General features: G+C 60.6%; 18 protein-coding genes. 4 read left to right on the top strand and 14 right to left on the bottom strand.

Annotated features, from left to right (window positions below; genetic code table 11):
• Positions 1 to 44 precede the first annotated feature (44 nt).
• From mgtA to QMK52_RS21710, 6 genes are all read right to left on the bottom strand, one after another.
• Positions 45 to 2,759, bottom strand: coding sequence for a magnesium-translocating P-type ATPase (mgtA, locus tag QMK52_RS21735; protein ID WP_320403397.1), 2,715 nt, complete (start codon positions 2,757 to 2,759; stop codon positions 45 to 47).
• Positions 2,760 to 2,994: 235 nt separating this feature from the next.
• Entirely contained in the window at positions 2,995 to 3,288 is a 294-nt protein-coding gene (locus tag QMK52_RS21730; protein ID WP_320403396.1) for a hypothetical protein, read from the bottom strand.
• 318 nt (positions 3,289 to 3,606) lie between these two features.
• On the bottom strand, positions 3,607 to 4,218 hold the full coding sequence (locus QMK52_RS21725) for a LysE family transporter (protein WP_320403395.1): 612 nt from the start codon (positions 4,216 to 4,218) through the stop codon (positions 3,607 to 3,609).
• 159 nt (positions 4,219 to 4,377) lie between these two features.
• Positions 4,378 to 4,860 (bottom strand): arsenate reductase ArsC, encoded by a 483-nt coding sequence (locus QMK52_RS21720; protein ID WP_122735181.1) that lies wholly within the window; start codon positions 4,858 to 4,860, stop codon positions 4,378 to 4,380.
• 11 nt (positions 4,861 to 4,871) lie between these two features.
• The gene (locus QMK52_RS21715) at positions 4,872 to 6,155 is read right to left on the bottom strand and encodes an arsenic transporter (RefSeq protein WP_320403394.1); all 1,284 of its coding nucleotides are present in this window, start codon (positions 6,153 to 6,155) and stop codon (positions 4,872 to 4,874) included.
• A 19-nt stretch (positions 6,156 to 6,174) separates the two neighbouring features.
• Positions 6,175 to 6,531 carry a metalloregulator ArsR/SmtB family transcription factor gene (locus tag QMK52_RS21710; RefSeq protein ID WP_320403393.1) on the bottom strand — a complete coding sequence of 119 codons (357 nt, stop codon included), beginning with the start codon at positions 6,529 to 6,531 and terminating at the stop codon, positions 6,175 to 6,177.
• 175 nt (positions 6,532 to 6,706) lie between these two features.
• Here QMK52_RS21710 and QMK52_RS21705 point away from each other — a divergent pair, with 175 nt between their 5' ends.
• From QMK52_RS21705 to QMK52_RS21690, 4 genes are all read left to right on the top strand, one after another.
• Positions 6,707 to 6,922: a hypothetical protein gene (locus tag QMK52_RS21705; RefSeq protein WP_005788169.1), complete on the top strand. Its 216-nt coding sequence runs from the start codon at positions 6,707 to 6,709 to the stop codon at positions 6,920 to 6,922.
• Between the two features lie 71 nt (positions 6,923 to 6,993).
• Positions 6,994 to 7,689 (top strand): AzlC family ABC transporter permease, encoded by a 696-nt coding sequence (locus QMK52_RS21700; RefSeq protein WP_005788171.1) that lies wholly within the window; start codon positions 6,994 to 6,996, stop codon positions 7,687 to 7,689.
• Complete coding sequence (locus QMK52_RS21695; RefSeq protein ID WP_320403392.1) at positions 7,686 to 7,997, top strand: AzlD domain-containing protein; 312 nt, start codon at positions 7,686 to 7,688, stop codon at positions 7,995 to 7,997. The genes QMK52_RS21700 and QMK52_RS21695 overlap by 4 nt, the downstream gene beginning before the upstream one ends.
• A 172-nt stretch (positions 7,998 to 8,169) precedes the next feature.
• The gene (locus QMK52_RS21690; protein ID WP_005788175.1) at positions 8,170 to 8,523 is read left to right on the top strand and encodes a hypothetical protein; all 354 of its coding nucleotides are present in this window, start codon (positions 8,170 to 8,172) and stop codon (positions 8,521 to 8,523) included.
• 148 nt (positions 8,524 to 8,671) lie between these two features.
• Here QMK52_RS21690 and QMK52_RS21685 read toward each other — a convergent pair whose 3' ends face one another.
• From QMK52_RS21685 to ada, 8 genes are all read right to left on the bottom strand, one after another.
• A complete protein-coding gene (locus QMK52_RS21685; protein ID WP_320403391.1) occupies positions 8,672 to 9,376 on the bottom strand; it encodes a YoaK family protein in 705 nt (234 codons plus the stop codon).
• Positions 9,377 to 9,445: 69 nt separating this feature from the next.
• Complete coding sequence (locus QMK52_RS21680) at positions 9,446 to 11,080, bottom strand: ABC-F family ATP-binding cassette domain-containing protein (protein ID WP_320403390.1); 1,635 nt, start codon at positions 11,078 to 11,080, stop codon at positions 9,446 to 9,448.
• A 124-nt stretch (positions 11,081 to 11,204) separates the two neighbouring features.
• Entirely contained in the window at positions 11,205 to 12,254 is a 1,050-nt protein-coding gene (locus QMK52_RS21675; protein WP_122735168.1) for a DNA topoisomerase IB, read from the bottom strand.
• A 74-nt stretch (positions 12,255 to 12,328) separates the two neighbouring features.
• Positions 12,329 to 13,408 (bottom strand): molybdenum ABC transporter ATP-binding protein, encoded by a 1,080-nt coding sequence (gene modC / locus QMK52_RS21670; protein WP_122735166.1) that lies wholly within the window; start codon positions 13,406 to 13,408, stop codon positions 12,329 to 12,331.
• A gap of 5 nt (positions 13,409 to 13,413) precedes the next feature.
• The gene (gene modB, locus QMK52_RS21665) at positions 13,414 to 14,094 is read right to left on the bottom strand and encodes a molybdate ABC transporter permease subunit (RefSeq protein ID WP_320403389.1); all 681 of its coding nucleotides are present in this window, start codon (positions 14,092 to 14,094) and stop codon (positions 13,414 to 13,416) included.
• Positions 14,095 to 14,844 carry a molybdate ABC transporter substrate-binding protein gene (gene modA / locus QMK52_RS21660; RefSeq protein WP_320403388.1) on the bottom strand — a complete coding sequence of 250 codons (750 nt, stop codon included), beginning with the start codon at positions 14,842 to 14,844 and terminating at the stop codon, positions 14,095 to 14,097. It abuts the gene before it with no gap.
• A 113-nt stretch (positions 14,845 to 14,957) separates the two neighbouring features.
• Positions 14,958 to 16,022 carry a nitronate monooxygenase gene (locus tag QMK52_RS21655; RefSeq protein ID WP_320403387.1) on the bottom strand — a complete coding sequence of 355 codons (1,065 nt, stop codon included), beginning with the start codon at positions 16,020 to 16,022 and terminating at the stop codon, positions 14,958 to 14,960.
• A gap of 96 nt (positions 16,023 to 16,118) precedes the next feature.
• A complete protein-coding gene (gene ada / locus QMK52_RS21650; RefSeq protein WP_320403386.1) occupies positions 16,119 to 17,168 on the bottom strand; it encodes a bifunctional DNA-binding transcriptional regulator/O6-methylguanine-DNA methyltransferase Ada in 1,050 nt (349 codons plus the stop codon).
• Positions 17,169 to 17,213 lie beyond the last annotated feature (45 nt).

The following is a 17,213-nucleotide window of genomic DNA, read 5'->3' as shown; positions in this document are numbered from 1 at the left end:
CACGGCGGCGGCCGGGCGACCACCACCGTTTGAATGGCGGGGGATCAGTACCACTGCTTGAAGCGGCGGATGTAGATCGTTTTCATCAGTTGAGCGACGCAGCAGTAAGCCAGCAGGGTGCCTACCAACCATGGGAAGTACGCCATCGGCAGCGGTTGCAGACCCACCAGGGTGCCTAGCGGCGAGAACGGCACGTAGATGCCCAGGGCGATCACGATGCAGGTCATCATCAACACCGGCCAGGCGGCCGTGCTCTGGAAGAACGGAATCTTGCGGGTGCGCAGCATATGCACCACCAGGGTTTGCGAGAGCAGCCCTTCGATAAACCAACCTGATTGGAACAGCGTCTGCATTTCCACACTGTTGGCCGAGAACACGTACCACATCAGGGCAAAGGTGGTGATGTCGAAGATTGATGAGGTCGGCCCGATCCAGATCATGAAGCGGCCGATGTTTTTCGCATCCCACTTGCGCGGTTTGGCGAGGTATTCCTTGTCCATCTTGTCCCACGGCAGAGCCAGTTGGGAGATGTCGTACATCAGGTTCTGCAGCAACAGGTGGATCGCCAGCATCGGCATGAACGGAATGAACGCACTGGCTACCAGCACCGAGAACACGTTGCCGAAGTTGGAGCTGGCGGTCATGTTCAGGTACTTCATGATATTGCCGAAGGTTTCGCGGCCCTTGAGCACGCCTTCTTCCAGCACCATCAAGCTCTTTTCCAGCAGGATGATGTCGGCCGACTCCTTGGCGATATCCGTGCCGCTGTCCACCGAAATACCCACGTCGGCATCCCGTAGCGCCGGTGCATCGTTGATGCCGTCGCCGAGAAAGCCCACCGTATGGCCGTTGGCTTGCAGCGCCTTGAGCACACGGGATTTTTGCAGTGGCGTCAGCTTGGCGAACACCGTGCGTTCTTCCACGCGGCGCAGCAGGGTGGCGTCGTCCATGGCTTCGATTTCCACGCCCAGCAGCGGCTGGCCGGGTTCGAGGCCAACCTGGCGGCAGATCTTGCTGGTGACCACCGCGTTGTCGCCGGTCAACACTTTGACCGCCACGCCAATCTGTTGCAGCGCGGCAATTGCCGGGCCCGCGGTTTCCTTCGGCGGGTCGAGGAAGGTCAGGAAGCCCTGGATCACCAGGTTGCGTTCATCGGCAGTGGTGTATTGCTGACGCGCCAATGCCTTGGGGATATGGCGGGTTGCGACCACCAGTACCCGGAAACCGTCTTCGTTGTAGTCGTTGGCAATCGCCAGCAGTGCCTCGCGACGGCGATCGTCCAGAGGCACGGCGGCGCCGTCTTCCAGGGTGTGGGTCGAGATGCTCAGCATCTCTTCCACGGCCCCTTTGCACACCAGCAACTGGTCATCGGCGGCATCCTTGACCACGATCGACAGGCGACGGCGTACAAAGTCGAAGGGCAATTCATCGACCTTGCTGTAGGCAAATGGCATCTGGAACTTGGGGTTTTGCGCCGAGAACTGCACCACGGCCTGGTCCATCAGGTTCTTCATGCCGCTCTGGTGAAAGCTGTTGAGCCAGGCCAGGGACAGCACCGCATCGTCGCGCTGGCCGAAGGCGTTGACGTGATGCTCAAGGATGATCTTGTCCTGGGTCAGGGTGCCGGTCTTGTCGGTGCACAGCACATCCATTGAACCGAAGTTCTGGATCGCGTTGAGGCGCTTGACCACCACTTTGCGCTTGGCCATGGCTGTAGCGCCTTTGGCCAGGTTGGCACTGACGATCATCGGCAGCATTTCCGGGGTCAGGCCGACGGCCACCGCCAGGGCAAACAGGAAGGCATCGCCCCAGTCCCCCTTGGAGAAGCCATTGAGGAAGAACACGATCGGCACCATCACCAACATGAAGCGGATCAGCAGCCAACTGACACTGTTCACGCCACGGTCGAAGGCGGTTTGCACCCGCGAGCCGACAATCGCCTTGGCCAGGGAGCCGAAGTAAGTGCGCGGTCCGGTAGCCACCACCACCGCCTTGGCGCGGCCGCTCACCACGTTGGTGCCCATGAAGCAGATGTTCGGCAGGTCCAGTAGATTGCCTTGGTCGGCGGCGAGGTTGGAGGCGGATTTTTGCGTGACATCGCCCAGGGTGTCGTACTTCTCCACCGGCAAGGCTTCACCGGTCAGCACGGCCTGGCTGATAAACAGGTCGCGGGACTCGATCAGGCGGATGTCGGCGGGGATCATGTCGCCGGCCGACAACTGCACGATGTCGCCGGCCACCAGATCACGCATCGGCACTTCGCGCAAAGTGGGCTGGGCGCCGACCTGTTCGCGACGCAGCACGGTGGCGGTGGTGCGTACCATCGCCTTCAGGGCCTCGGCGGATTTGGCCGAACGGTGTTCCTGCCAGAAGCGCAGCAGGCTGCTGAGCAACACCATGGTCATGATGATGATGACTTTGGTCAGATCGACTTCTTCACCTGCCTGCAGTGGCAACCAATAGTCGGTGACAAAGCTGATGCCGCCCAGGGTCAACAGCACGTAGATGAACGGGTTGTTCAGTGCCTGCAGAAACTGGACGATGGCGTGTGGCGGCTTGTCATGGGCGACTTCGTTATAGCCTTCCCGTTGCAGACGCGCCGAGGCGTCCAGTTCGGTCAGGCCGTCCTGGGTGGCACGTACATTGGCAAGGGTGGCCGCCAGGCCATTGTGGGCTTCACGGGCGGCGCGCATCGACAGTTTGGTGTCGGCAGCGGTGCCATTTTTCTTGTGCAGAGGCGTGTTTTTTACGGCGCTCATTGTCTGTACTCCTGTCGCCAATTCTCGACAAAACATACCCGGTACTTACCTGCACGCAGGCGAGCGAAAGCATGCCGAGCCGCGGACTTCGCGATCGGTTTAAATAAAGTATTCACATAACTTCTGTCAGGCCCGCTGATAGCCCGTTAGTTAACTAACGGGCAGCGGGCTACTACTGGATTTGTTCATAAAGAACTCCAGGGTCTTAGTAAGAAAGTTGTTGTTTCCAGCCAGCTCAGGCGGCGCGAGCGCTCACGTAAAGACCGAGCATCAAGCTGGCTTGCGCCAGGCTGGAAACCTTGGGTCTCTGTGGGTCTTGAGGGTCGGCGTGATCCCAGTGCTGCACCAGTTGGCCGCTGTCAGGGCAGATACGCCAGTGCGCCAGCGGCGGTACCGGGCGTGCCTGGGAGGAGGGTGCAGCAAAGGCCGGGCGGGTTGGTCTGAAGCCCACGGGCTCGCGGCACAGCTTGGCGCGCAAGGCTGCGGCCAGTGCAGGTACATCGGGTAAAGCAATGAGTTGGAAGGTCATAACACACCTCGGGACCGGACACGCGACCGGTGAGGCAGTTACGGTGGAGCATCAAGCTCTAGCGCAGCTTACCGGACCTGGAAGGCGAGTCCTGTCATATTCTGGGTTTGGCGCCCGATGCCCGCAGAGGCGGTGCTCGGACAGCGACTAGATACTGTGTCCATTGGCTTCTTTTGTGAGGTTTAAAAAAGGCCCCAGTTGCGGGCACGGGCAATCTACTCAGAGCGTTACAGAATGTCAACGCATGATTAATTAAATCAGCCCGCGTTCAGAGTTTGTTCAGACAAGAGGCATGTGAAAGTTACTGGCCGGATAACTTTATATACCTTGCGCGGCGAGTATCGCCAGATAGATCAATACTAAACCGCACGCCGCATAACTCACGCGTTGCCAGGTCGGTGATGCATTCTTGCGCAGCAGATTCACCAACGCGGCGGTGAGAAAACACGAGAGCACCGACGCCAGCATGAATCCGGCAAAAAACATCAGGGTCTGCCCGTGGCTGGGAGTTGCGCCGACGATGCCCGACAGGGCGCTGCCCAGGGCGCCCCAGTAGACAATATTCTTCGGGTTGGCCAGGGAGATCGCCGCGCCTACGGCCAACGCATTTTTGCCTGAGCTGGCAGGGACGTTGTCGGTTGCGGGTAACTGCCAGGCATCAATCAGGCTGCGGATGCCCAGCCAGGCCAGGTACAGCGCACAGACGATCGTCAGTGGCACTCGCACCGCATCATGCTGAATCAGCAGTGCGATACCGGTGAGGCCGATCACCGCCCAGACGGCATCGCCTACGAGGGAACCAAACTGCACCATCAGCGCCGGTGTGAAACCATGCAGCAAGCCGCGACGCAGGGTCTCAGCCAGCACGGCGCCGGGAGACAGGCAAAACACAAAACCGAATACCAGCGCGTAGACAAAGATCGACAGCATGCTCAGTTCCTTTCGAGAAAGTGCGAAAGCATACGTCAGTCCGGGAGGGGGATACCACGTCCTCTGTAGGAGCGAGCTTGCTCGCGAAAAACGTCAACGATAACGCGTGTTTGCTGGATGAACGCGGTGCCTGTGAATTTTTCGCGAGCAAGCTCGCTCCTACACAAGCTGCGGCGTTGAGGCAATGCGGTCGAGTTCAGCCTTCAATTCATCCGGCGATAAATTTGCAAAGGGCAGCGCAAAAAACGCCTCGCAGCGTGCGGCGATAATGTCGAGGGTGGCCTTGAATGCAGTGTCTACTTGCGCCTCATCACCCTGCACCTCGGAAGGGTCTGCCAAGCCCCAATGCGCCTTCAGCGCCGGGCCGAAATACACCGGGCACGCTTCACCGGCTGCTTTATCGCACACGGTGATGACCACATCCGGCGGGCTGTCTTCGAAGGCGTCATTGCCCTTGCTGTACAAGCCTTCAATACGGATGCCCGCCGCCTGCAGCGTCGTCAGGCTGCGCGGCAATACCTGGCCCCTGGGGAAACTGCCGGAGCTGACCGCCTTGAAGCCCTGCGGCGCCAAGTGGTTGAACATCGCCTCGGACAAAATGCTGCGGCAACTGTTGGCGGTACACATGAACAGCACTTTCATTGCAGGCTCCTTTAAACGCTCAGGCGCAAGGCGAGGGCGGCGAGGGTGATCAGCAGCACCGGCAAGGTCAGCACGATTCCGACCTTGAAGTAGTAACCCCAAGTGATAGTGATGCCTTTGCGCGCCAGGATATGCAGCCACAGCAAGGTGGCCAAACTGCCGATGGGGGTGATTTTCGGGCCCAGGTCGCTGCCGATCACGTTGGCGTAGATCATCGCATCCTTGACCACGCCCACGGCATGGCTGGACTCGATGGAGAGCGCGCCGATCAGCACCGTCGGCAGGTTATTCATCGCCGATGAGAGCAGCGCCGTCAGCACTCCGGTGCCCATCGCCGCGCCCCACACCCCGTAGGTGCCGAAGGTGTCCAGCCAGGTTGCCAGGTAGTCAGTCAGGCCGGCATTACGCAGGCCATACACCACCAGGTACATGCCCAGGGAAAAAATCACGATCTGCCAGGGCGCTTCCTTGAGGACTTTGCGCGTGGAAATCTTGTGGCCCTTGGCGGCAATCACCAGCAGCAGTACGGCGCAGACGGCGGAAATCGCACTGATGGGAATGCCCAGCGGTTCCAGGGCGAAACAGCCGATGAGCAGAATACCCAGTACCCACCAACCGGCGCGGAACGTCGCTGGGTCGTGGATGGCACTGGCGGGGTCTTCCAGGTCGGCCGGGTCGTAGGTCTGGGGAATGTCCCGGCGGAAAAACCACAGCAGCACTGCCAGGGTCGCGGCCACGCTGACCAGGTTCACCGGCACCATCACGGCAGCATATTCGTTGAAGCCGATCTTGAAATAATCAGCCGAGACGATGTTTACCAGGTTCGATACCACCAATGGCAGGCTCGCCGTATCGGCGATAAACCCGGCGCCCATGACGAATGCCAGGGTCGCCGCCGGTGAAAAGCGCAGGGCCAGCAGCATCGACATCACGATGGGCGTGAGAATCAACGCCGCACCGTCATTGGCAAACAGCGCCGACACCAGCGCACCGAGCAGCACCATATAGGCAAACAACCGCCGGCCGCGGCCACGGCCCCAACGTGCCACATGCAGGGCGGTCCAGGCAAAGAAGCCGGCTTCGTCGAGCAACAGGCTGATGATGATCAGCGCGACGAAGGTACCGGTGGCATTCCAGATGATGTGCCACACCACGGGGATGTCCGCCAGGCTGATCACCCCGCAACCCAGGGCCAGGATCGCGCCCAGGCTGGCACTCCAACCCACGCCAAGGCCCTTGGGCTGCCAGATGACCAGTACGATGGTGACGAGGAAAATCGCAATTGCGACAAGCATGAATAAACGCTCCGATGGCTCAGCACCCAATGCTGGCCCGTTGTGGTCTGTCGCCCATTGCATCCAGACGCAGCGCGTCGTTCTGCAACCATGGCTGGTTGGCTTGCAGGGTGGTGTCCAACACCTGTGTGACCCAGGCGGGCAGTGCCGGGTTGATGCGGTAGTAGATCCATTGCCCTTGACGGCGGTCCAGCAGCAGCCCGCAACTGCGCAGTTGCGCCAGATGACGGGATATCTTCGGCTGGCTATCGTCCAAGGCATGGATCAGTTCGCATACGCAAAGTTCGCCTTCGCGCAGGATCAATAGGGTCATCCGAGCGCGGGTGGCATCAGCCAGGCACTTGAACAGGCTGGGAGGAGAGAGGAGATCCGACATGATCAGGGTATCCATATATGGTTATTCGAATATACGTATTTCCATATGTTTTGGTCAAATCCGGTTTCAGTTGATATGGATCAAATGCCCGTGAAACAGCCACAACTGTTTGAAATTAAAATGAAACACAAAGGTCCTACAGTGCCTGCTCATTGCTCATGAAGGAAGAACCCGCGTGACCCGTGCCACTCGCAACCTGCGCAAGACCCTGGATTCCGTCGCGGAAAATAACGAAACCGCGGCGTTCGACCTGATGCGCGCCGTGGAAAAACTCGGTGACGAAGTGCTGCGCCAGCGCCTGCTCAACACCATCCACCGGCTGAACCAGGACGCGTACGAACTGCGTGAAGCGCGGGATTCGGTGGAGCAGGTTTCGGTGAGGCTCGCCTGAGCAAGATCGTTCAAGACAAGCCCCTGATTGCGCTGGCATGCTTGTCGACTGTCCGTCGATGAGCCGTTTCCATGCCCACTGCATTACCTCATTACGCCTTCACTCGCGGCGCCATCGCCGTTATTCCCTTGTCTCTTGCCTGCGCCCCGTGGGGGTTGCTCGCCGGCTCCATGGCCATCGATGCGCAATTTACCCCGCTGCAAGCCCAAGGCTTGTCTGCCATCGTGTTTGCCGGCGCGGCGCAGTTGGTGGCCATCGGCATGGTCAAGAGCGGTGCCAGCCTGATATCCATCGTACTCACCACTTTGTTACTGACCTCCCAGCATCTGCTCTATGGCATGCACATGCGTCCCACGTTGTCGTCGCTCAATGTCCGGTGGCGCATGAGCCTGGGTTTCCTGCTGACCGATGAATTCTTTGCCCTGGTCAACCACTATGACCGCCAGACCTTCAATCGCTGGTACGCATTGGGCGTCGGCCTGACGTTTTACATCATCTGGAACCTGTTCACCCTGGCCGGCATTGTGTTGGGCAAAAGCATTCCGGGCCTTGATCAGTTGGGGCTGGAGTTTTCCATTGCCGCAACCTTTATCGCCCTGATCACTCCGGTGGTGCGCGATGTGCCGACCGTGGTGTGCGTCGCGGTCTCGCTGCTGTGTTCGGTGTGGTTGAGTTATTTGCACTGGGAGTCGGCGGTGGTGGTCTCGGGTGTACTGGGGATGAGCGCAGGTTTTGCCTGCAAGCGATTGGGAGTTGGGCAGCGATGATTTACCTGATGATTGTGGCCATGGGCCTTATGGTGTTTTTCAACCGCTACCTGTTTATCGAGCCACGTTTGCCGGTGAGGCTTAATCGTGGCGCCCGTGAGTTCCTGGGCTTTGCCGTGCCGGGGATGCTTACGGCGATCTGCGGGCCGATTATTTTCCTGGCAGATCATCGGCTCAACCTGAGCCCGAGCAACCCTTACTTGCTCGCAGGTATCTGCGCCGTGGCCTTGATGTTCTGGACGCGCAGTGTGCTGATCACTGTGCTGTTGAGCATGGCGCTGTTCTATCTGTTTCGCTGGTGGTTCTGACGCCAGGGCAAAAAAAAACCCGCGGGAGGGCGGGCAGAAGGGAGACTTCCAAAAAATGAGCTTGGCCACTATAGACGGCGGGTTGGCCCGTCACAGTGAAACAAAGTTCATGGGCGCGTCAGTTGGCCGCGGCACAGTGGTAGAGTCACGGTTTTTCCAAGGAAGCACAGGCATGTTCAAGATGGTAATCGGTGCATTGGTACTGGCCGCACTGGCCGGTTGCGCGGGCTCGAAGATGAAAGAGGCGCGTGCAGGCAGCCCCTATAAAACCCTGGCATCGGACAAGGCCACCCTGGTGGTCGCCCAGTGCATTCAGTTCGGCTGGCAGGATGAGCGCGTGTTCGGCGTTGATGCCGGCGGTTTCAAAGAGCCCACCGAGGCAGGTGGCTACACCGTCTACACCACGGCCGGCGACTACTTTGTTGACATACAAAGCACAGGAGCGGGTTCTACCGTCAAATACTATGCCGTGGAGGACAACATGCCAGCCAAACGTCGCCTGGCAGCGCTTGCCACTTGTCTGTAATACCTTGCCTTAACCCGATTCCGAAACGCCTGGCGGGACAGCCGCCGGGCATTGCCTTATGATTCAATCGCTCGCTCGACGTGATGGCTCTTTACCGGTACACGGATGTCGAGGCTTAAACGTCGAGCGAGCACCTCTTTGTTCAGCCTCAACGCGGCATAAAACCCAAGTGCCAGCGTCGCGGAATCATCAAAGTCACCAGCCCCAATAACCCCGCCAATGCACCACTGACCCACAGTGCGCGCAGTCCCATTTGCTGCTCCAGCAGCGCGCCGATCACGGCACCGACAAACATTCCGGCCCACGGAATCAATTGCACGCGCCAACCATTGCGACGCTCGCCCATTACCCAGCGCCCCAGCCCGCGACCAAAACGTGAGAGCGCCCCGGTGACGTACGTGAGCCCCACGGGTAATCCGTTCACTTCTTCGACCGCCGCGTTGAGCATGCCCATGGCAATAATTGCCGCGAGCAACGCGGGCAAGGTGTCGGTTGCCGGCAACAGCGCCGCGCCGCAGAGCAAGGCGCCGATGCACAGCAACAACGGCAGTGCGTGGCGCTTGCTGAAACGGCTGACCACTACACCCAAGGCATTACCGACCACAAAGGCGGCAACCAGCAACACCAGACGCCCGGTGAGCCCCAGGTCACCCGCGCTGATGGCCACCGCCAGGCGCGTGGTGTTGCCGCTCATGAACGAGACGAAATCGCCGCTGGCCATAAAGCCAATGGCATCGGTCATGCCCGCCAGCACTGACAGGCAGGCCACCAGCATCAAGCCCACGCGGCCACGCCAGCGCTGGCGATGGGCGAGCGTGGCATTGGTGTAAGGCTTGCGGGACGAAGGCAGCATGGGGCTGGTTTCCACGATGAGATTATTCGGCCACTACCGTAGGACGCTTTGCGTGTATGCGCAATGACCTCAGGCACGTTCCAGTTGCCAGCCTGTGGGGTGCCAGGTCAGATGATGAGTCGGCTCGATCGCCTGCAAGAATGCAGGGTCGTGTGACACGGCCAGCATCGCGCCGGTAAATCCCTTCAAGGCCTGCTCAAAGGCAAGCACCGACTCCAGGTCCAAGTGGTTGGTGGGTTCATCCAGGAGCAACAATTGCGCCGGTGTATCACGCCACAAGGCAACGGCCATGGCGGCTTTCAAGCGCTCGCCACCGCTGAGTTGCCCGGTCGGCCGCGTGACCCGCGAAGCATCCAGCTGCAGCAGCGCCAGGCGCGTGCGCAGTTCGGCTTCGGCCAACGGCGTGTCGAGCAGGTTGAGCTGCTCGACAATGCTGCACCGGTCATCCAGCAACGCCAGCTGCTGATCGATATAAGCGCTGGGAACCGCCACTGTGCATTCGCCACTGACCGCCTGCCACTGGCCTGCAAGTAATTTGAGCAGGGTGGATTTACCGCAACCGTTCGGCCCGCGTACGGCAACGCGTGCGGCCCCCGACAGGCTGATCGTCAGGTAGGTGCCCGACGCCTTGGGGTCGAGCCAGGGCAATTGCGCATGTTCCAGCGTCAGGACCTGCCGGCCGTTGGGTACTGCCGAGCCTGGCAAGGCGAGCAGGGTCGGCGTCTCATCCACTACGCGCGCGTAGGCTTGGCGTACCTGGGCGTCGAGTTGCTGTTTGTGATCGTGGTGGGCACTGCGCACCGTGCTGACGACTTCCTTGGCAGCGCTTTTCCAGCGGGCTTTGGTAAAACGGTCGACGTTGGCGGTCTCGGCCTGCTTGCGTGAGCGCGCAGCATGACGCTGGAGGTTGTCATGGTCTTTTTGCAAGCGCCGACGCTCACGGCTACGTTCCTGGCGCGCATGTTCCCATGCGGCGATAGCGGCGTGCTGTTGGGTATCGCGTTGCTGTCGATAGGCAGCGTAGTTGCCGCCATACACCTGAACGCCTAGGGGCGATAATTCGATGATTCGCGCCATGGTGTCGAGTAATTGGCGGTCATGGCTGACCACCACCAGGCCGTCGCGCCAATCGGCCAGTTCGCGCAACAGCCACTCGCGCCCGGCGCTGTCGAGGTGGTTGCTGGGTTCGTCCAGGATCAACAATTGCGGTGCCGCCAACAGCGCTCCGATCAGCGCGACCCTGGCCAGTTGGCCGCCACTGAGTCGGTCGGCCTGGGTGTCGGCGGTGAGTGAGGGCAAGCCTGCGGCATCCAATGCCAGGCGCAGGCGCTCTGCGAGGTCCCAGCGATCATCGATCAGTTCCAGATCGCCCAGGCGGCCGTCGCCGCGCGCCATACGCTCCAGGGCGGCGAGGGCAGGGGCGGTGCCGGTGATATGGGCGACCGTTTCTCCCGCTTGAATCGTCAACGCCTGGGGCACATAGATCAGGCTGAGTGGTCTTTTCAATGTGCCTGAGGACGGTTGCAGGATGCCAGCGATCAACTTCGCCAGGATACTTTTGCCACGGCCATTGCGCCCAACGATGCCGGTGTGGGTGCGATCAATGGACAGGCTCACGTCCTCCAGCAAGGTTTCGCCATTGGCGAACTGGAAAGACACATGTTGCAGCGAAACAAGAACGGGCAGCCGGTTGACGTCAGTCATCAGCACCTCCAAAAAAATGTCGGACAGGCCAACAAGCGCGCCAGGCGGCTCGTTGCGGATACATTCTGGAAGGCTTAGTTGTTCACGTCGGCGCTCGTCCCGTAAATCAGAAGGGGCGCAAAGGCTAACCCACCTTGGCTTTGTGCGGCAAGTCTTCGGCCAGCTTCTCCAGGAACATCGCCAGGGCGACTTCCTCGGCTTTCAGCCCCTTGCGCACTCGTGGCTTGGGCAGTTTCGACAGTTCACCGAGGCTGAAATGCTCAAGCACCGCGGGGTGGATGTAGCACTTGCGGCACACGGCGGGCGTGTTGCCCAACTGCCTGGCCACGTCCTTGACCATTCCTACCACGTGCCGCTTGGCGTCTGACTCCGGCTGCCACGCCAATTCGCGCAACACCGCCAATGCCATCGCGGTGCCCGCCCAGGTGCGGTAGTCCTTGGCGGTGAAGTCTTCGCCGGTGAGTTCGTGCAGGTAAGCGTTGACGTCATGGGAACTGACGGTGTGGCGTTCACCGTCTTCGTCCAGGTACTGGAACAGGTTCTGCCCGGGCAATTCCATGCAGCGCTTGACCACGCGGGCCAGGCGTCGGTCCTTGACGCTCACTTGGTGCTCGACACCGCTTTTGCCGCGAAACTGAAACTGGATTTCGCTGCCCTTGATGTCCACGTGGCGATTGCGCAGGGTGGTCAGGCCGTAGGATTTATTCTCGCGGGCGTATTGGGTATTGCCGACGCGGATCAGCGTGGCGTCCAGCAACATCACCACCGTGGCCAGCACCTTTTCGCGGGTAAAGCCGGGCTCGGCGATTTGGGCTTCCAGCTGTTTGCGCAATTTTGGCAAGGCGCTGCCGAATGCCTGCAACCGCGAATACTTGTCGCTGTCACGCACTTCGCGCCAGCGTGGGTGGTAACGGTATTGCTTGCGGCCACGAGCGTCGCGGCCGGTGGCTTGCAGATGGCCGCGCGGGTCGGCGCAGATCCACACATCGGTGTAGGCGGGCGGTACCGCCAGCGCGTTCAGACGTTTGATTTCATCGGCATCGGTAATGCGCTGGCCTTTTGCGTCCAGGTATTGAAACTTGCCCCGCAGCTTTTTACGGCGGATTCCAGGCTGGGTGTCATCCACATAATGCAGGTCACGGGGCAGGTCGGCGGGCAACGAAGAGTCGGGCATGGTGCGGGTTCCTTGGCAACAAATCAGGCCGGTATGTCTGATTGACCGCAGCGTTTTGCGGTCGTGCCAATTGCTTAAGCCAGCACCGCCACCGCCTTGATTTGCGCCCACAGCACCTGGCCCGGATGCAGTTGCAGCTGGTCGCGGGAGAAACGTGTGATACGTGCCAGCAATGGTGTGCCGCCGGCATCCAGGCGTACCAGCACATGGGCGCTGTTATCCGCCCCCATGTCCTGGATGACCGTTACGGGCAAACGATTGAGGATGCTGCTGTGTTCGTCCGCTTGCAGGTTGAGGCTCACATCCCGTGCCTGGATCTTGACCCGCAACGGTTTACCCACCGCCACCGGCGCATGGGCCACGCGAATCTGCAATCGGCAGTCAGGCAGTTGCAGGGTGAGCAACTGATAGTGCGCGTCGTAGGCAATGACGCTGCCGGCGATCACCACGCCGGCATCGTCGCCCAGGGCCAGGGGCAAATCGAGACGCGCCAGGGTTTCGCCGATGGGGCCGCTGGCCAGGGCCTTGCCGTCGCTGAGCAGGACGATATGGTCGGCCAGGCGCGCGACTTCATCCTGGGCGTGACTGACGTACAGCACCGGGATGTCCAGTTCGTCGTGCAGGCGCTCCAGGTAGGGCAGGATCTCGTTTTTGCGTTTGCTGTCCAAGGCGGCCAGCGGTTCATCCATCAGTAACAGCCTGGGGCTGGTGAGCAAGGCCCTGGCGATACCGATGCGCTGACGCTCGCCCCCGGACAGGTGCTGGGGGGGACGCTCAAGCAGGTGACCGATGCCCAGCAGCTCGGTGGCCTGGGCCATATCCACATGGCGTTGCGTGCGCGGGATGCGCTTGAGGCCGAACTCCAGATTGGCCCGCACCGACAGGTGAGCAAACAGGCTTGCCTCCTGGAATACATACCCCAGGGCGCGTTTATGCGGCGGTACGAACAGCCCGTTGCGGCTGTCTTGCCAGACCTCATCATTGATCTGTACAAAACCTTCCTCGGCGCGCTCCAGACCGGCGATACAGCGCAGGCAAGTGGTCTTGCCGGAGCCGGACTGCCCATATAACGCGGTCACCCCGCGCCCAGGCAATTGCAGGTCCACGTCCAGCGCAAAGGCGGAATATTTCAACTTCAGGCGTATATCAATCATCGCGATCAGCTCCAGCCCATCCGGGTCTTGCGGCTGGAGTACAGCGCCAGCAATACAAGGAACGCGAACACCACCATGGCGCCGGCCAACCAATGGGCCTGGGCATATTCCATGGCTTCGACGTGGTCGTATATTTGCACCGAGACCACTCGGGTCTTGTCCGGGATATTGCCGCCAATCATCAACACCACGCCGAACTCGCCGACGGTATGGGCAAAGCCGAGAATCGACGCGGTGATAAAACCCGGGCGTGCCAGGGGCAGTATCACTGTGAAAAACGTGTCCCACGGATTGGCGCGCAAAGTCGCCGCCACTTCCAGCGGGCGTGTGCCAATGGCGGAAAGGGCGTTCTGCAACGGCTGTACCACGAACGGCATGGAATAGATCACCGAGCCGATCACCAGCCCGGCGAAACTGAAGGTCAGGGTGCCCAGGCCCAGCCATTGGGTGAACTGGCCGAAGTAACCGTTAGGGCCCATCGTCAACAGCAAGTAGAAACCGATGACCGTTGGCGGCAGCACCAAGGGTAATGCGACCACTGCACCGATGGGGCCGCGCCACCATGAGGTGGTGCGCGACAGCCACAGGGCTATCGGAGTGCCGATGATCAACAGGATCACAGTCGTCAGTGACGCCAGCTTGATGGTCAACCAGATCGCGGAAAAATCAGCACTCGACAGGGGCATTTACAATTCGTAGCCGTAGGATTTGATGATGGCAGCGGCTTTCGGGCCTTTGAGGTACTCAACCAGCGCCTTGGCAGCGGCGCTGTCTTTGCCTTTGTTGAGGATCACCGCGTCCTGTTTGATCGGGTCATGCATGGATGCCGGAACAATCCACGCCGAACCGCGGGTAACTTTGCCGTCTTTATAGATCTGCGACAAGGCGACAAAGCCCAGCTCGGCGTTGCCGGTGGACACGAACTGATAGGCCTGGGTGATGTTCTGGCCTTCGACGAGCTTGTCCTTGACCTGCTCGGTCAAGCCTTGCTTGGCCAGCACCTGGGTGGCCGCCAGCCCGTAGGGCGCGGCTTTGGGGTTGGCGATGGACAGGTGCTTGAATTGATTGTGCTTGAGCACTTCACCTTTGGCGTCCACGTAGCCTGCTGTTGCCGACCACAGCGCAAGGGTGCCGACCGCGTAGGTAAAGCGCGACCCCTTGACCGTCTGGCCTTCGCTTTCGAGCTTCTGCGGGGTAGTGTCATCGGCGCTGAGGAACACCTCGAACGGCGCGCCGTTCTTGATCTGGGTGTAGAACTGCCCGGTAGCACCGTAAGCCGCGACCAGTTTATGGCCAGTGTCTTTCTCGAAGTCGGCGGCAATTGCCTGGATCGGCGCGGTGAAGTTGGCGGCCACGGCCACCTGCACTTCATCGGCATGGGCCGAACCCAGCACGAACACGGCAAGCAGGGGGGCCAGGCGCGAGATACGGTTCATCGTGAAGCGACTCCTTGGGCTGTACGGGGCGTTCAGGTAGAAGGCTCTACCGCTATGTATGGGAATATATAGCGGTTGGCCATTGCCGGTACAGTGCAAAGTTGCCGCTGATGTCAGTGGCGCGAGAGTCGGGTCAACGCCTGCTCGGACAATTGACTCGTCAGGTCATAAGTGGACAGGTCTTTGCCAAGCCCCAGTGCCTGGCCCGCCCACAGGTTGCTGAAACCTGCTTCATCCTTGGCCTTGAGCGGCATTAACGCACCACCGGCTTTGGGGAATGCCGGGGCGCTCGGGTTGATCGGGCCGAGCTCCCGCATCACGCGGTTGACGATGCCCCGCGCCGGGCGGCCGGTGAAGAGGTTGGTCAGTGCCGTCTCACTGGCCAGGGCATGGCGCAGCGCGTGGTGGTGAGAGGCGGTGATGCTGGCTTCGGGCGTGAACAGGTACGCCGTGCCGATCTGGACTGCCGAGGCGCCCAGGGCAAGGGCCGCGACGATGCCACGCGCATCACCGATGCCGCCTGCGGCAATCACCGGCACGCTGACCGCGTCGACCATTTGCGGCACCAGTGCCATCAACCCGATCTGGCTGTTCAGGTCATCGCTGAGGAATAGGCCACGGTGCCCACCGGCTTCAATGCCCATGGCAATAATTGCGTCGCAGCCGTGTTTTTCCAGCCAGATCGCTTCCTCAACGGTGGTAGCCGAGGACAGCACTTTGGCGCCCGTGGCTTTTACCCGATCGAGCAAGGACTTTTCCGGCAGGCCAAAATGAAAGCTCACGACTTCCGGGCGCAGTTGTTCCACCAACTGGCACGCCGCGTCGTCGAACGGTGCGCGATTGGACACGGGGGTGGGCGCATCAAAATCGGCACCAAGTTCGTGATAGTAGGGTTGCAGCACATCCTTCCAATGGCGGTCACGCTCTTCATCAGCTACAGGCGGCTGATGGCAGAAGAAGTTCAGATTCAACGGCCGTGTACTGGCCTGGCGGATGACAGTGACCGCTTCACGCAGTTGCTCGATACTCAGCGCTGCGGCAGGCATGGAACCCAGCGCCCCGGCGCGTTGGGCAGCGATGACCATGGCGGTGGTCGTCGCGCCGGCCATTGGCGCCTGGATGATCGGCACGTCGATGCCCAGCAGGTCGAGAATACGGGGGTCTGGCCAGGTGCTCATGGGATGCGTCTCCAGCGTTAGTAGGGCATTTCGCTGTTTTAGCAGGGCCGTTGGCGCCGGGCCACTCTGTTTTATTCACTGGACGAGTAGGGCGTTTTATGAAGGCGGGGTTTCGCGCTTCAGCAACTCACGTTTGCGTTCCACCCCCCAGCGGTACCCCGAAAGCTCACCATTGCTGCGCACCACACGATGACAGGGAATCGCCACCGCCAGGTGGTTGGCACCACAGGCCTGGGCCACGGCGCGAAAGGCGGTGGGCGCGCCGATGTGCTCGGCTATCTGGGCATAGCTGGCGGTACTTCCTACCGGGATTTCGCGCAATGCCTGCCATACCCGTTCCTGAAAGGCAGTGCCGCGCAGGTCCAGAGGCAGATCCAGGCCCAGGGCAGGGGCTTCGACAAAGCCCACCACCTGGGCGACCAGTTGTTCGAAATCCTGATCCGCGCCAACCAACTCGGCCTTGGGAAACTGATCTTGTAGATCGTGCACCAGCTTATCCGGATCATCCCCGAGCAAAATCGCACACACGCCACGCTGACTCTGCGCCACCAGAATTGCGCCCAGCGAGCATTGGCCGACGGCAAAGCGAATGGTGTTATTGACGCCTCCGCCTTTGTAGTCCTTGGGTTTCATGCCGAGTAGCTGGTCAGCCGCTTCATAAAAACGGCTGTTGGCGTTAAAGCCTGCGTCATACAGGGCGTCTGTCACCGACTGCTGCCCCTTGAGGCCATCGCGGACCTTGCGTGAGCGCAGGGCGCTGGCGTAGCGCTTGGGGGTCAAGCCGGTGCCGGCTTTGAACACACGATGGAAGTGGAACGGGCTCAACCCGGCCTGGCCTGCCAGTACATCCAGGCTCGGGGGCGTTTCAGCCTGTTCGATCAGCCGGCAGGCGTCGGCGACTAACTGCGCATGGTAAGCCGCCAGTTGCGTCTGATCGCCCGCAGCGCGTTTGCTGGCACGATAACCCGCGGCTTCGGCCTGGGCCGGTGTGTCGAAGAACTCGATATTCTCAGGGCGTGGCAAACGCGAAACACTGCTGGGGCGGCAATATACGCCCGTGGTTTTCACGCCGTAGACAAACAGGGTATCTGCCTTGGCATCGCGGGCAATGATGGCGGCCCAGCGCGGATCGTGTTCGTTGTTCATGGCCTGCACTCCAGACGGTTCAGGGGCAGATTAAGCGGGTCGCCC

The sequence above is a fragment of the Pseudomonas sp. P9_2 genome, from assembly GCF_034008255.1.
Lineage (GTDB): Bacteria > Pseudomonadota > Gammaproteobacteria > Pseudomonadales > Pseudomonadaceae > Aquipseudomonas > Aquipseudomonas synxantha_A.
The sequence above is the reverse complement of the archived record's forward strand: the minus strand, read 5'-3'. Positions and strand labels throughout refer to the sequence as shown.